The organism is Corallincola platygyrae (genome assembly GCF_039544265.1).
GTDB classification, from domain to species: Bacteria; Pseudomonadota; Gammaproteobacteria; order Enterobacterales; family Neiellaceae; genus Corallincola; species Corallincola platygyrae.
Window position 1 is genome coordinate 200,680 of sequence record NZ_BAABLI010000015.1, and the last position, 14,073, is coordinate 214,752.

At 50.4% G+C, this 14,073-nt stretch carries 8 protein-coding genes; 1 reads left to right on the forward strand and 7 read right to left on the reverse strand.

Features of this window, described 5'->3' with window-relative positions; translation table 11 throughout:
- Positions 1–28: 28 nt before the first annotated feature.
- Positions 29–811, reverse strand: a complete 783-nt coding sequence (locus ABEA14_RS13590; RefSeq protein ID WP_345340571.1) for a class I SAM-dependent methyltransferase — start codon at positions 809–811, stop codon at positions 29–31.
- A gap of 245 nt (positions 812–1,056) precedes the next feature.
- On the opposite strand from ABEA14_RS13590, the gene ABEA14_RS13595 reads away from it, so the two are divergent.
- Positions 1,057–3,603, forward strand: coding sequence for an alpha-amylase family glycosyl hydrolase (locus ABEA14_RS13595; protein WP_345340572.1), 2,547 nt, complete (start codon positions 1,057–1,059; stop codon positions 3,601–3,603).
- 61 nt (positions 3,604–3,664) lie between these two features.
- Here the strand turns inward: ABEA14_RS13595 and ABEA14_RS13600 are convergent, their stop codons facing one another.
- The 6 genes from ABEA14_RS13600 to ABEA14_RS13625 form a co-directional block, all read right to left on the reverse strand.
- The gene (locus tag ABEA14_RS13600; RefSeq protein ID WP_345340573.1) at positions 3,665–4,687 is read right to left on the reverse strand and encodes a response regulator; all 1,023 of its coding nucleotides are present in this window, start codon (positions 4,685–4,687) and stop codon (positions 3,665–3,667) included.
- Between the two features lie 24 nt (positions 4,688–4,711).
- On the reverse strand, positions 4,712–9,853 hold the full coding sequence (locus ABEA14_RS13605; RefSeq protein ID WP_345340574.1) for a PAS domain S-box protein: 5,142 nt from the start codon (positions 9,851–9,853) through the stop codon (positions 4,712–4,714).
- 5 nt (positions 9,854–9,858) lie between these two features.
- Complete coding sequence (locus ABEA14_RS13610) at positions 9,859–11,406, reverse strand: ATP-binding response regulator (RefSeq protein WP_345340575.1); 1,548 nt, start codon at positions 11,404–11,406, stop codon at positions 9,859–9,861.
- Positions 11,407–11,596: 190 nt separating this feature from the next.
- A complete protein-coding gene (locus ABEA14_RS13615) occupies positions 11,597–12,061 on the reverse strand; it encodes a hypothetical protein (RefSeq protein ID WP_345340576.1) in 465 nt (154 codons plus the stop codon).
- A gap of 180 nt (positions 12,062–12,241) precedes the next feature.
- A complete protein-coding gene (locus ABEA14_RS13620; protein WP_345340577.1) occupies positions 12,242–13,048 on the reverse strand; it encodes a Cof-type HAD-IIB family hydrolase in 807 nt (268 codons plus the stop codon).
- A gap of 53 nt (positions 13,049–13,101) precedes the next feature.
- Positions 13,102–14,067, reverse strand: a complete 966-nt coding sequence (locus ABEA14_RS13625) for an alpha/beta fold hydrolase (RefSeq protein WP_345340578.1) — start codon at positions 14,065–14,067, stop codon at positions 13,102–13,104.
- Positions 14,068–14,073 lie beyond the last annotated feature (6 nt).

Consider the following 14,073-nt stretch of genomic DNA (forward strand, 5'->3'; position numbering starts at 1 on the left):
AGGGGCCTTGTTTCAACAAGACTGACATTCAGGTTTTAGTCCCCTTAATGACATATACCAAAGGGACGTCATGTTTATGGCCCTGCAGGTAAAAACGCCCAGATTCTCGCTCCTCCAGTTTGTCAAAACAGGGGTAGGGCGAATAGGGATATTCGTGCAACTCGTCGATGCGAATACCAGCGCGTATCAGCGCGTTGATCACATCGCTGAGTGGATGAGACCAAACCATGATGGTCTGTTTGGCCGCCTCGGGATTGGACTTGTCATCACCATAACTGACCTCTTCCTCGACATCGGGTTGTTCATGGTGGAAGTAGCTATAGCCTGCTATTAGGTCATAGATGGGATGAAATTCCGCTATGTAAAACTTGCCACCAGGTTTGAGGCTGGCAGCCACCGTCTGCGCCCAGCGCTCGATATCTGGCAACCAGCAAACCACGCCGTAACTGGTAAACACCTGATCGAACTCGGGCGTAGCCTTTTCACCAAAGCTGTAGAGGTCCTGGCAGATAAACTGCGCTTCCAGTTGAGTTTGTGTCGCCAGTTTGCGGGCGCGATCAATGGCCACTTCCGACAAATCAACGCCCGTGACGTGCGCGCCCAAGCGTGCCAGCGACAGGGTGTCCTGGCCAAAATGGCACTGCAGGTGCAGCAGTTTGTGTCCATCAATAGGTCCCAGATGCCTTTGCTCTATCTCACTGAGCGAGCTCTCTCCGGCCAAAAAACGGTCGAGTTGGTAAAACTCCGACTTCAGGTGGATCGCCGCTCTGGCATTCCAGGCGTTTCGATTGGTGGCGAGGTAGTCAGTCATCACATGTTCCCTTGGTTGAGAAACGGATATTGGGACAAAGCAACTGCATGTTCAATTACATGAGTAAAAATTAAATGATGATAGCGGTCACATTTGATTGTTTTTTAACATGGGTTTAATTGCTCCGTAGGCGCTGTTTGATTATTTTGTGAACACTTCTCAGCGTTTAGGTATCAGTCCAACTTAGCGTAGAAAAACGATACAGATGACGCTGTTAAAAAACGTTAAACACAAAGGATAAGATAATGGATAAAAGAGATTTCATGGGGCTGAGGCTGTGCGCTTCAGCTGCCATGGTAGGCGCAGTGCTTGCCAGTTCGGCAGCCCATGCTGACTGGTTCTTTAGAGGGACGCCTAATAGCTGGCAGACCACGCAGATGGAGCAGGTTAGCGCTACCGAATATGTCACCTGTCAAAGCTTTAACAGTGGTGATGGCAATGGTGGACCCAGATTTAAGATTGACCGCTACGGAAACTGGCAGGAAAACTATCCAAACCAGGATTACACCGTTGCGGGTAATCAGAGTTATGAGATCCATTTCTTCACTGATACTCAGCAATTCCAGGTCGATCCTGTCGCCAGTTGTCAGCAGCAGCCGGATGATTATCTTAAGACCTTTGCCAGTCTAAACTTCAGAGGAACACCGAATGGCTGGGCTGCTGGCGCCATGGCCCTGGTGGCCGATTATACCTGGCAGTTGGATGTGACCTTCGATGGCCAGACCAATCAGCGTTTCAAGTTCGATGTCTATGGTGATTGGTCATATAACTTTGGCGATAACAATGCCGATGGCGTACTGGAACAAACTGGTGGCGACATCTTCTTCGCGCAATCTGGCGAATACCGGATCACGGTCAACGACCAAACCCGCCAATACTCTCTGGAAGCACTGCAGCCATGCCAGACTAACTGTGGTGGCAGTGACTCCGAAACCTTAGGTGCGGTCTATAGCGCAGATAAAACCGTATTTTCTATCTGGTCCCCGGATCACAGCGATGTGGTGCTCAACCTGAACGGTGAGTCTCATGCCATGTCGCTGGTGCCTGATTTCGAAGGCTACAGTCAGGTGTATCAGGTGACGGTAGATGGCGACCATCGCTTGAAGCCTTACCAATTTGTTATCAACGGCATTGCGGTGCGCGACCCCTACGGCAAGATGGTAGAGCCAAATACCCAGAACAATATTGTGATGGATATGGCTCAAACCGATCTAGCAGCTGGCTGGAGTGCGCGGCCAACGTTTAATGCCCGTGAAGATGCCGTCATTTATGAAGTACATGTTCGCGATTTCACTATTCATGAAAGCGCAGGTGTCAGTGCTGACAAACGAGGGAAGTTCCTCGGTATGGTGGAGTCAGGCACACAGTTAAATGGCCTGAAAACAGGTATCGACCATCTTAAAGAGCTGGGTATCACCCATGTTCAGTTGTTGCCCGTGTATGACTTTGGTTCATGTCCTGACGTTAACGATACAAGTTGCTACAACTGGGGTTATGACCCGCGCAACTTCAATGTGCCAGAAGAGCGTTATTCACAAACGCCTTTTGACTATGAAAACCGTGCCCGTGAATTCAAAACCATGGTGGATGAGTTCCATAAAGCTGGCATTCGTGTGGTGATGGACGTGGTTTATAACCATACCTACAGTGACGAGATGTTCGAAAACATCAGCAGTCAGTACTACACAGATACGGATCTGTCAGGCACCGGTAACTCGGTTGATGCCAATGTTCCTATGGTCAGCCGCATGATCCGTGACTCGCTGGAGTACTGGGTTCGTGAATACAACATTGATGGTTTCCGTTTCGATCTGATCGGTATTTTTGATTACGACGAAGTGGGGGAATGGGGTCGTCATCTGAACGAAACCTTCCCTGATCGTAACCTGCTTATCTATGGCGAACCCTGGAATGGATACGCTTCTGATCCCCGTGAGCCTGAGCGTGTGAGACTGGGTACCATAGGTCGCATCGCTGATGCGCGTGTAGGTGTATTTAATCCTAAGTTCCGCGAAGCGATTAAGGGCCAGAACGATAACGGTGGCTGTAATGACGGTGACTGCTACGCGTTCAACAACAATCCGGACATGTGGCGCATTGAGGTGGGCAGCCGCGGTGCGATCCGCTACACCAACGCTGATGGCAACGCGCCGATAGATACCTGGGATCCTATGTTTGCGATGGATCCAGAGCAGAGCATTAACTATGTTTCTGCCCACGATAATCTGGCGTTGCGCGACAAGATCCTACAGTGGGCTGATATTGCGGGTGTATCCCGCGACTCAGACTACCTGCGCCGGATCCAGATGTTTGCAAATGGCATTGTGCTGACCAGTCAGGGGATCCCATTCCTGCATGGGGGGGTTGAGATCATGCGTGATAAGCAGGAAGACCATAATAGTTACCGCTCTCCAGATTCTATAAACCAGTATTACTGGCAGTGGAAGCAGGATAACGCCGACATCTTTGCTTACTACCAGGATGTAATAGCCATGCGTAACGCCCACCCTGGTTTCAGGCTGACCAGTTGGGACGCAATTAACAACGATGTACGTTCAGAGCGTCCTCGTTATGGTGTGTTGGTGAATCGTATCTCAGCGGGCTACCACGGTGATAGCTGGAAAGAGATTATCGTCATCTATAACAGTTCAGATAACTACACCTACAACCTGCCTGCAGGTACTTGGAGGGTGGCGATGGAGAAATCTGACCCGGCAGCGGGTAATGGCCGTCAGGTCACTGGTAGCATCGTTGCCGAAGGCACCGCAGTGACAGTGCTCTATCAAGAGTAAGGTTTCTGGTCACACAAACTAAAAAGGGCGCTACCAGCGCCCTTTTTATTGTCGTTTTAAACTAATCGAGGAATGACTCTTTTACTTCCAGTACCTTAGGCAGGTTCTCTATAAACAGCTTAACCAGTTTAGGGTCGAAGTGTTTACCCGCTTCCTCTTCCAGCAGCCCGATTGCTTTTTCCACCGGCCAGCCCTCTTTGTAGGGGCGTGTTGAGGTAAGGGCATCAAATACATCGGCAATGGCGACGATGCGCCCTTCCAATGGTATATCGGTACCTGAGGTGCCCTTGGGGTAGCCTGAGCCGTCCCATTTTTCGTGATGGGTCAGCGCGACCAGTTTGGCCAGTTGCAATAGCTCAGATTCATCATCACCCAAAATCTCACCACCGATCTCAGCATGGGTTTTCATAATTTCCCACTCTTCGGCATCCAGCTTGCCCGGCTTTTGCAGTACGCGATCCGGAATACCAATCTTGCCGATATCATGCATAGGTGCTGCTGCTTGCAGCAGGTCAGCATCTGCTTCGTTCATGCCAGCGGCCAGTGCCAAAATGCGCGAGTAGTGGCTCATGCGTACAACATGCATACCGGTTTCGTTGTCTTTGTATTCCGCGGCACGACCCAGTCGCTCAATAACCTTCTGGCGGGTATCGGCGATCACTTCGGTCTGAGCTTTAACCTTCCGATCCAATTCGCGGTTTTGATTAAACAGGGCCAGATGGGTTTTGACGCGGGCTTTAACTATAGGTGGGCTGATAGGTTTGGTGATGTAATCCACGGCACCCAAATCCAACCCTCGGATCTCGTCTTCTGGGCTGATTTTGGCGGTAACAAAAATCACTGGAATATGACGGGTAACGGGGTCGGCTTTTAACCGCTGGCATACTTCAAAACCATCGATGCCGGGCATCATGATATCAAGCAGGATCAGTTCAGGTGGCGGTGACAAGTGGGCAATCTTAAGCGCAATTTCACCATTCTTAGCCGCTTTTACATTGTAATCATCACGTAGTAAACCGGCGAGTACATCGATGTTCTCTGGCGTGTCATCCACCACCAGAATTGTTGCTTTGTCTGTTGCCACACTGCTACCCCGCTACTTATCTTGTTAGTCCATTGATTCAACAGCTGCCTTCATTTGTTGCACCGTTTCCTGGGCAACATCAAAATCGTAATCATCGATGGCATTATTTAATGCCTTTATCTGTGCTGACAGACCCGAGTTGGTGAGTTTGTCTTTATTTGTCTGCAAATACTCAGCCGCTTCAGTATCGTAATTGGCGACCATCTCCTCGATGGTGACCAGCATTTCCAGTGCCTCGTCACGATCAAACGTACGGACTCCGGCCGTCTGCTTTTCCGTCGCAACTTCACTCTCTTCTGCAGGCACGCTAATAGCACTTATGCCTTCTAATACCGGCGCCAATTGCATTCGGACCAACTCCAGTATGTCACTGGCTCGTTTGCCTGACTGTGCGGCATGTTCCAATGACGCGGCTTGTTCTGCCAGTGAATTGGCGCCAATGCTGGCCGCTAACCCTTTAAGGGTGTGAGCCTCCCGGACAGCCAGCTCCTGATCATCCGCCTGCCAGGCCTGCAGATAGCGTTCGGGCATTTCAGCCTGGCTGCTGGCAAACTTGGTCAGCAGGCGAATATAGAGATCGTGATTGTTTTGTGTCCTTGCCAGCCCATCCGCGGTGTCTATGCCGGGCAGGTCAGGTAGTGATGTTATTTCCTTCGAGCCAGCTGCACTTGCTGCAGTTTCAGCTTCGTCCGAAACGATGGGGTTGGCAGGTTTTATCCACCTGGCCATGGTGGCAAACATCTCTTGTACATCTATCGGCTTAGGTATGTGGTCATTCATACCGGCTTTGACTGCTTTTTCGCGGTCTCCCGCCATGGCGTTGGCGGTAAGGGCGAGTATCGGCAGGGTGGACCAGGCGCTGTTCTTTCGGATCAGGCTGGCGGCAGTGTAGCCATCCATGACGGGCATCTGACAATCCATCAGGATGCCATCAAAGCTGTTCTCTTCCAGCACTGAAATGGCCTGCTCGCCATTTTCTGCCAGGGTTACTGAGATCTGCTGCTGAGTCAGCAGTTCTTCGATTAACTCCTGATTGACTTCATTGTCCTCGACAACCAGGACTTTGGCGCCACGTAATCGTTTGATTGAATCCTGAGACTCATCTTTGAGCTGTTGGCTGCGTGTTACTTCTGCCACTTGATGGCCCATGGCTCGCATCAGGGCATCAAGCAAGGAGGATGAGGTTAGAGGCTTGGTCAACAGACCGTGGATCTGAATACCAAAAGCGGCAGCGGAAAGCTCTTCTCGGCCATAGGCGGTGATCATTATTACCTTAGGCTGAGGTGAAATCTGATCATCTGCCTGTATGGTTCGGACCGCCTCTACACCGTCCATGCCAGGCATACGCCAATCCATTAATATCAGATCGAACTGGCTTTCATGGACTAGGGAAATCGCTTCCTTACCTGTGCTGGCGGAAGCGACATTACAACCAAAACGTGTCAGTTGGCTGCTAAGTATTTCTCGGGCGCTGGCATTATCATCGACCACCAATACGTTGAGCAGGGCAATCTCTTTTTCGCCCATCAATCGGGGCTGCTGACTGATATCCTGTTTACCCAGGTCGATATCAAAACTGAAGGTGCTGCCGACGTGGGGCTCACTTTCAAGCTGGATCTCGCCACCCATCAGCTCAGTCAGCTTGCGACAAATAGCCAGGCCCAGTCCAGTGCCACCATGTTTCCGTGTTGTAGAGCTGTCAGCCTGTGTGAATGGCTGGAACAGCTTCGCCTGTTGTTCTGGTGTCATACCGATGCCGGTATCTTTGATGGCGAAATCCAGTCTCACCCGTTCGTCACTCGAAGAGAGCATTTTTACCCTGACCACGACCTCGCCAGACTCGGTGAACTTCACTGCGTTGTTACCCAAGTTCACAAGTATCTGGCCGAGCCTGAGTGGATCGCCAATCAATGCAGTAGGCAGATCTGGTTCGATATCAAACAGTAACTCGATACCTTTCTCTTCCGCTTTCAGACCCACCAGATTGCCGAGGGTGCCCAGTACGTCTTCGAGTCTGAAGGGGGTTGCTTCTATATCCAGCTTGCCCGCTTCGATCTTCGAGAAATCGAGGATATCGTTAATGATCCCGAGCAGGGCTTCGGCGGAGCGGTTTACTTTCTCAACGTAATTGCGCTGCTTGTTGTCCAGTGCTGTTTGCAGAGCCAGATGAGACATACCGATAATGGCATTCATCGGCGTCCGGATCTCGTGACTCATATTGGCCAGGAAGTCAGATTTTGCCTGATTTGCCTCCTGCGCTTTGCGTTTTTCCGCTTCGGCGAGTTCTTTCGCCCCAGACAGCTCGTTCTGCAGTTTTTTCAGTTCATCTATGTCGAGGAAAATACCGGTCAGACGCAGAGCTCGTCCCCGTGAATCGGTTTCGGACACCTGGCCCAAACTCAAGTACCAGCGATATTCGCCGGCCTTGTTTTGCAGTCTTACTTCGGTGTTATATTTGGCTTCACAATTACGAGTCAGCTCAGACAGTTTCCGATTGGAGCGGTCTTTGTCATCAGGGTGCATTAAGGCTTGCAGACCTTGCAACCCATTGCGAATGGGAGACCACTTTTCATTGGTTTTTAGGAGCTCAATCGGCTCGTAGCCCAACATGCGTGCGCAATGCTGGTTGACCATTACTACATTGGTGGTTGGGTAGTAATCCCATAACCCCAAACCTGCGCCGGTCGCCGCGGCATCCATTCGATCTTCGCTCTCGCGCAGTTTCTCTTCCGCTTTTTTACGTTGGGTGATGTTGCGAACAATACCGGTAAAAAAGAGTTCATCGCCACGCCGAGATTCGCCCACCATCAGGCTCATAGGGAATTCATGGCCGGCCTTTGTGCGCCCGTAAACTTCACGCTCATTGTTCACGACGCTGGTAGAATTGCCTGGATGATAGTCAGCAAGAATATCGTCATGCCTGGACGCAATGTCATCCGGCATCAGCATCTTCACGTTCTGGCCTTCCACCTCTTCGGCGCTGTAGCCGAAAATACGCTCTGCTGCAGGGCTGAATGTCTGCACTGTGCCTTGCCTGTCTATCACTATGATGCCGTCGGGCACGGTATCGAGGATGTTACGAATTTTCGCTTCGGCAGCATGTTGCTGATGCAGTAATTCATTTTGGCGGCTGACGTCAAACATGGTGCCGTCAAACAGCGTTGCTTCCCCTTCGGCATTGAAATTGAAAATCGCATTAATGCGAACATGTTTCAGTGTCTTGCCTTGGTGAAAGATGCGAACACTGGCTTCCACTGGTGTTCTCGACTGTTGAGCGGCGTATAGCGCTTGGGGTAACAGATGCTGGTCATCCGGATGGATAATTTCTGACAGTTTCCGTTTGGGTAGTTTTCCTAGGTAGTCTTTTACCGGGAATCCAGTGATGGTTTCCCATCGTGGGCTGATATATGAGGCGACCGCATGAACCAGGTCATTGTTCTCAATTGTGTAGCGGAAGATGGCGCCCTGAATGTTCTCCGTCAGTGTGCGCATCTGGTATTCATTGTCAGCCAGTTGATCCAACACCCTGGCACGCTCTGTGATGTCCAAAAGCGACAAGTTGTATATCTGTCCCTTATCGCTGTCATCACGACGGATAGACGCAGACACAGTAACTGCGTGGCCGTCAGCATGTTTAAGCCAAATTGTTTTATCGGTGATCTTCTGGTCGTTGCACCACTGGCTTATTTCGGTGATCTCATCGGTGAGATCTGGGTGTAGAATTTCTGGCCAGGAGAGTCTGTCGAACGCGTCTCTGGGGTATCCCAGTAGCTGGGAAAACGCGGCATTGTGTTTGATAAATCGACCATCATGCTGCAGGCTGGCATAAGCGACCGGTGAGTTTTCATACAGCTGCCAAAGACGGGACTCTCTGTCCTTCAGCTCTGATGTGCGTTCATCAACACGTACTTCCAGCTCTGTGTTGGCGATATGCAACCGTCGGTTGATCTGGCGGCCGATGACAAACATCGCCACTGCCATCAACACGCACACCAGGACGATCGCAATGATAATAGCGACGATAATGTTGCGAAGCTCGTGATAGCTTTCTAGGATTTCTTCTTGATCTATTTCGCTTACAACGCCAACACCTAGTCGGTCGTTCCAACGCCAAGCGCCCAGTACAGGAATACCACGATAATCGCGATAGGCGGTATCGTAGTTGCCAGACTCTCTGGCAACGATACTCCCCGCGCTAACAGTTAATGGCTGATTGGCTCGCTCTTTAAACGTGGCAGGGCTGAGGCGCAAGTCTCTACCGGGATCTGTGAGAGTGATATTAAGAACGGAGCTGGTGTCTGCAGCAAGTAGCCCCATAGCCATCAAATCCTCTTCGAAACGGCTGGGGGAGAGCAGGTGACCGTCTGCCGCAACGAAGTAGGATTCACCGCTTTCACCAAAGCTGCCACTCGAGGCTAATTGCCCAAATTCCACAATAGGATCGATCCGCAGCGTAAGTACCGCAATCACCTGGTTCGCTTTGTTGCGAACAGGAGAAGCGATAAACATGGTTGGTACGTCGTGGCTTAATTCTCCATCGGTGAGTGGCAAGGGAACATCGGTTGGCATTGGTGGGATCAGTACTGTTTCGCCGTTGAAGGCGCGCGTCAGCAGCGAGCTGTAATAGCGGTCAATAATATTGATCTGCCCAAGGTTGCCATCACGCATAGAGCCAATGTTGACTCGGCTCGGTGCGATAATAAAAAAGCCTAAGTCGCCAAAAGCTTTTCGTACCCTGGTAAAGCTATGTCTAAGCTGCTTTAGCGGTTCACTGGCGATCAATGCTTGAGTGGTGTTTGGGACTTGCAGCAGTCTCTCAACCCTTTCCTCAATCAGAGGGAAACGGGCAACCGATTCAACTCTGAATTCCCAGCCATCCAGCCAGTTTTCCAGTGCCGCTTCCATGGTGCCACTGACGGCGACCAAACTGTTGACTGCCTGAGTCTGCAGGCGCTGTTTAGATGTCGACAGGCCGACCAGAGATATTAGAAGGATCATGGCGAACAGCAGCAAACCGGCACTGCTACCCAGTATTTTCAGGCGAGTACTCTGCCGTTTGGATTTGACGCCACGCACGCTGGCCCGGTAAAGCACATAGACATTGATTGCAAACGCAAGTAGCAGCAATAAGCCGATGAGTAAATAGGGAGTCATTGCCTCAGCCATGGCTGCTATCTTCCTACCGCGGGCAGATTAACTTCGATGGTCGTTGTCCGGTTCTCTTTGTTGGGCAGCAGACTAACTGAACCGCCCTGTGTTTCGGTCAGCATTTTGGCCGTGTAGTTGCCTATGGCATAACTGTGACTGGACTCCTTATCCCAGAAGCTGACTTCTCTTTCTGCACTGAGTAAGCCAAAGAAGTTGATTGCGATTTTCAGGTCAGATTGCTTGGTCAAGGTGATGGTGACCTGGGTTTTTTCAGGCGCTTCTTCACAGGCAAACTTGAGCAGATTGTAAAAAATGGAGTAACACCAGAGTGGATCGCCATTTAGCTTCTGTGTCGCCAGCTCCTCGTCTGCATCGAGAAACAGCATCAATCGCTTATTGTCATAGGTGGCTTTTGCCTGATCGTGGAGTTTTTGCAGAAGTTTTGTAATCTCAAATGGCTTGGGTTCAAAGCCCACTTGGCCAGATTCAATTTTATATAGCTCAGATGAGACGTTAACCATGTTCAGAAGATGCAGGGTCAGGTTGTCTATCTGCTGAATTTTCTCTACTGAATCGGGTGGCAGGCCTCGCTGGGTAGAGACCTGCTCAGTGATTCGCATAATATCGTTGAGTGGGGATTTGAGGTCGTGTTTCAGGATCCGATCAACATCGTGCTGCAGTGAACGATTCTCCAGCATGGTGTCGTAGTCTGCCTGAATCGCTTTGTGGTGCATCACATGGCGCATTAAATTTCGGACTCGCAGCTTTAAAAGCGGCGGCTCGATTGGCTTTTTGACATAGTCGACCGCACCGAGATCTAAGCCCTTTAGCTGATGTTCAACATCATGCAGTGCGGTAATTAGAATGACCGGAATATGTTCTGCCTGAGGATGCCCGCGCATTGCCTTGAGAACATCATAGCCGCTCACTTTTGGCATCATAATGTCTAGAAGTACGAGATCTGGTGGCGTTTCTGATTGGGTGATTTCGATCGCCTTGGCGCCATCTTTTACCAGCAGTAAGCGGTAATCATCTTTAAGTAGGCCTGAGATCAGCATCAGGTTCTCGGGGGTATCATCCACAACCAAGATGGTAGGTTGACTGTCAGCCTGTTTAGATTTGGTTTTGTCTGATTTACCGCCCGCAGCGCTGCCTGCATTACGCGTTTTGGTTTTTCCTGTCAGGGCCTTGAGAACCCGGTTACGCAGATCTCCGGTGGTAAAGGGCTTTACCAGCAGGTCGGTCACCCCCATCTGTATTGCCTGGCGTACATGCTCACGCTCGGCATCGGCGGTGATCAATATGAAGGGGATGTGTGCGGTTGTTTCAGACTCTTTGACCTTTTTAAGCAGTTCAAACCCACTCATCTGCGGCATATTCCAGTCGCTGAGAATGATGTTTACTCTGCGTTTCGCCAATTGAATAAGTGCATCTGCGCCGTTTTTTGCGTGTACAACCTCTTTGATGCCCAGTTTTCGCAGTTGCTCACTGGTGATCTTCCGCATCGCTTCCTGATTATCGACCACAAGGGCAATGATATTTTGATCAGCCAAGTGCACCGGCACCAACATAAAAATACTCCCTGAAATCTATGCAAAAACTTCAATACATCAATGAATTAAGCCAAAGACGATAGAAGAAGTATTGCCTAATAAGGCACTTTTTCAAGGGCTTGAGGGAGATATTGCGACGGTGGGGGGAGGTTGTGTAAAAGCGATTAAATATTATACAGATTGGTGGGGTATGAGGGTGGATATGCGCTTAGCGCATATCCACAACCAGACCTTCGATAAAAACGACGCGTCTGGGGCGATAATCTTTGAATACCCATTCGACGACTTCCGAACCTTCGCCGTTGACGTGACTGAACTCATTGAAGTCGAGTCCGCGACTGACTTTGCGTACCTGTGCCATCGTCATACAGCGGCGAACGCTCCAGGAGCGGATGCCATCCTGGATTGCAGAGCGAGTTTGATAATCCATGCGGCACTGATGGCCTTTAGTGGTATGCACAACAGGCGCATCGGCAGCGGCTGGATCTTCCAACCCACCCCAGATCTCTGCTTTTGGCTGGGCGCCAGGGGCAGCGAGAACATTAACCTCTTTGCCCGTTCCAGTTTCATCACCGCAAGGTGTATCCTGGAACGAGCCGTCCCGGCACTGATAGATTTTCGCGTGTGCCGAATAAGAAAATGTAAGGCAAATTAATAGTAAAAACCGGAGCATCTTGACTTCCAGAGTCCTGTATTCGTCGAATCAAACGGGCCTATTGTGCCGCACGTGGGGGCAAATCTACCATAATTCAGCTCAAATTTGAGTCAATTTGTAGCGTAACTGTGACAAAATGCGGTCACAATCACGCCAAATTAGTAACTTCTTGAATAGTCGCTACTTATCGATTCTTGGCTAACAGCCTTGCTGTAAAAAATGAGATTCCAGATATCTGGCAACGGCTTCATCACTGTTTTTACCGATGACAGGTAGTCCAGGAAGACGCCGCTTGAGCTCGGGAGAACCGTTTTCCATGATCGCCCCGTGACCTGCCACTTCCAACATATGCTGGTCATTGAGTCCATCACCAAATGCAATGACCTGGTCCGTATTCAGCCCCTTGGCTTCCAATACGACTCGCAAGGCTTCTCCTTTAGATACGCCACCAGCCATCACTTCGAGGCAGATGGGTAGCGAGAAAGCGATACTTAGGGCGTCGCCATGTTTTTCCTTCAGTCGTCTCTCGATATCCAGTAGCTCTTCATGTTCGCCAAGCCAAAACAGTTTGGCAACATGCTCGGTTGGCAGTTTGTCATGGTCGGTGATCTGGTATTTGAAACCTGAATCTTTGTGGAACTTAAGAATTTCTGGGTTTGCCTCTGTCACCCACCAATCGTTGTCTTGATAGATGTTTATCCTGGCCTGATCCGACGTGGGTTCGTCCAGTAGTGCCTGCACCAGATGAGAAGGAATGTCATGGCGAAAGATGCACTGGCCCTGGCGATCGTATACCCGCGCGCCGTTGCTGGTGATCAAGAACATCTCCATTGCCAGTTTCTGGCGGATCATTTCAACGTCTGCCCAAGGACGACCTGATGCCAAAATCAGCTTCATATCCCGTGTCTGGGTCAGGGTGTCAATCACATGTTGGGTATAGCTACCTACGGTGTGCTGGTCATTTAACAGGGTGCCGTCGAGGTCGGAGACAATGGCTTTGATCATGAAAACTCTCCTAAGAAAAATCAGTGCAGCTCAGCACTGATAAGTGAGATTAGCTAGTCAATAAACTCAAAAAGCGTGTCCAGTGTGGGTTGTCGATAGTTGTCGGATTCAAGAAACAGCTCGTGGCGCGCGCCTTCGATTGTATGGTGGCGACAGTCTAGGGCCGTTGCTGCAAATGCTGCTACTCCCTGTTTGTCTACAACGCGATCGGCACCGGCTTCTATCACTAAAATGGGTATATGTATTTGGCTTGCCTGCTTAATCACCTGCTGACAGGCGAGCACAGCCTGCTCAACCCAATGCGCGGATGGGCTACCCAGCTGTAGATCTTCATTTCGTTGATAAAGTTCCCGAAATGCCTGATAGCGGATGGCTGAGTGAGAAAGCAGATTGGTTTCAAATGGCTTGTCTTTGTAACCACTGCCAAACAGAAAATAGCCGGGCTCACCGCCAAACCACTGACAAAGATTCCGACTGCCAGCCGACCAGGCGTGGACTATCCATTTGGCCAGATGCCAGGGCAGGTGGCCGCTGTGGATCTTAAACATGGGAGAACAGAATACCGTGCGTTCAATCGGAGGGCGGTGTTCCGCCAAATACTGAGCAGAAACGCAGCAGCCCATGGAATGCGCTACCAGATAAACCTGTTGATAGCCCCTTGGCCACAAATAGTGGTCACATAGCTGGGCCAGATCCTGCTGGTAATGATCAAACTTATCTACATGGCCAAGGTGACGGTTGTGGGCCAGTCGGTCCGACGCCCCCTGACCACGATGGTCGTAGGTAAACACCGCGTAACCACGCATGACAAAGTCATAGATAGTTTCGATGTATTTGTAATGGCTTTCGATCCGACCATTCACCAGAAGAATGGCTTTGGTGGCCTGTTCGGGGTGGTAACAGGCCCAGTCCAATCCGACATCATCAATGCCAGCAAAACGTCCGCGCTCAACAATCTGCTCCAGATGATCATGGATCGTCGCCATCATCTGTTCATTGAGCTGGGATTCCTTTGGCATTGTGTC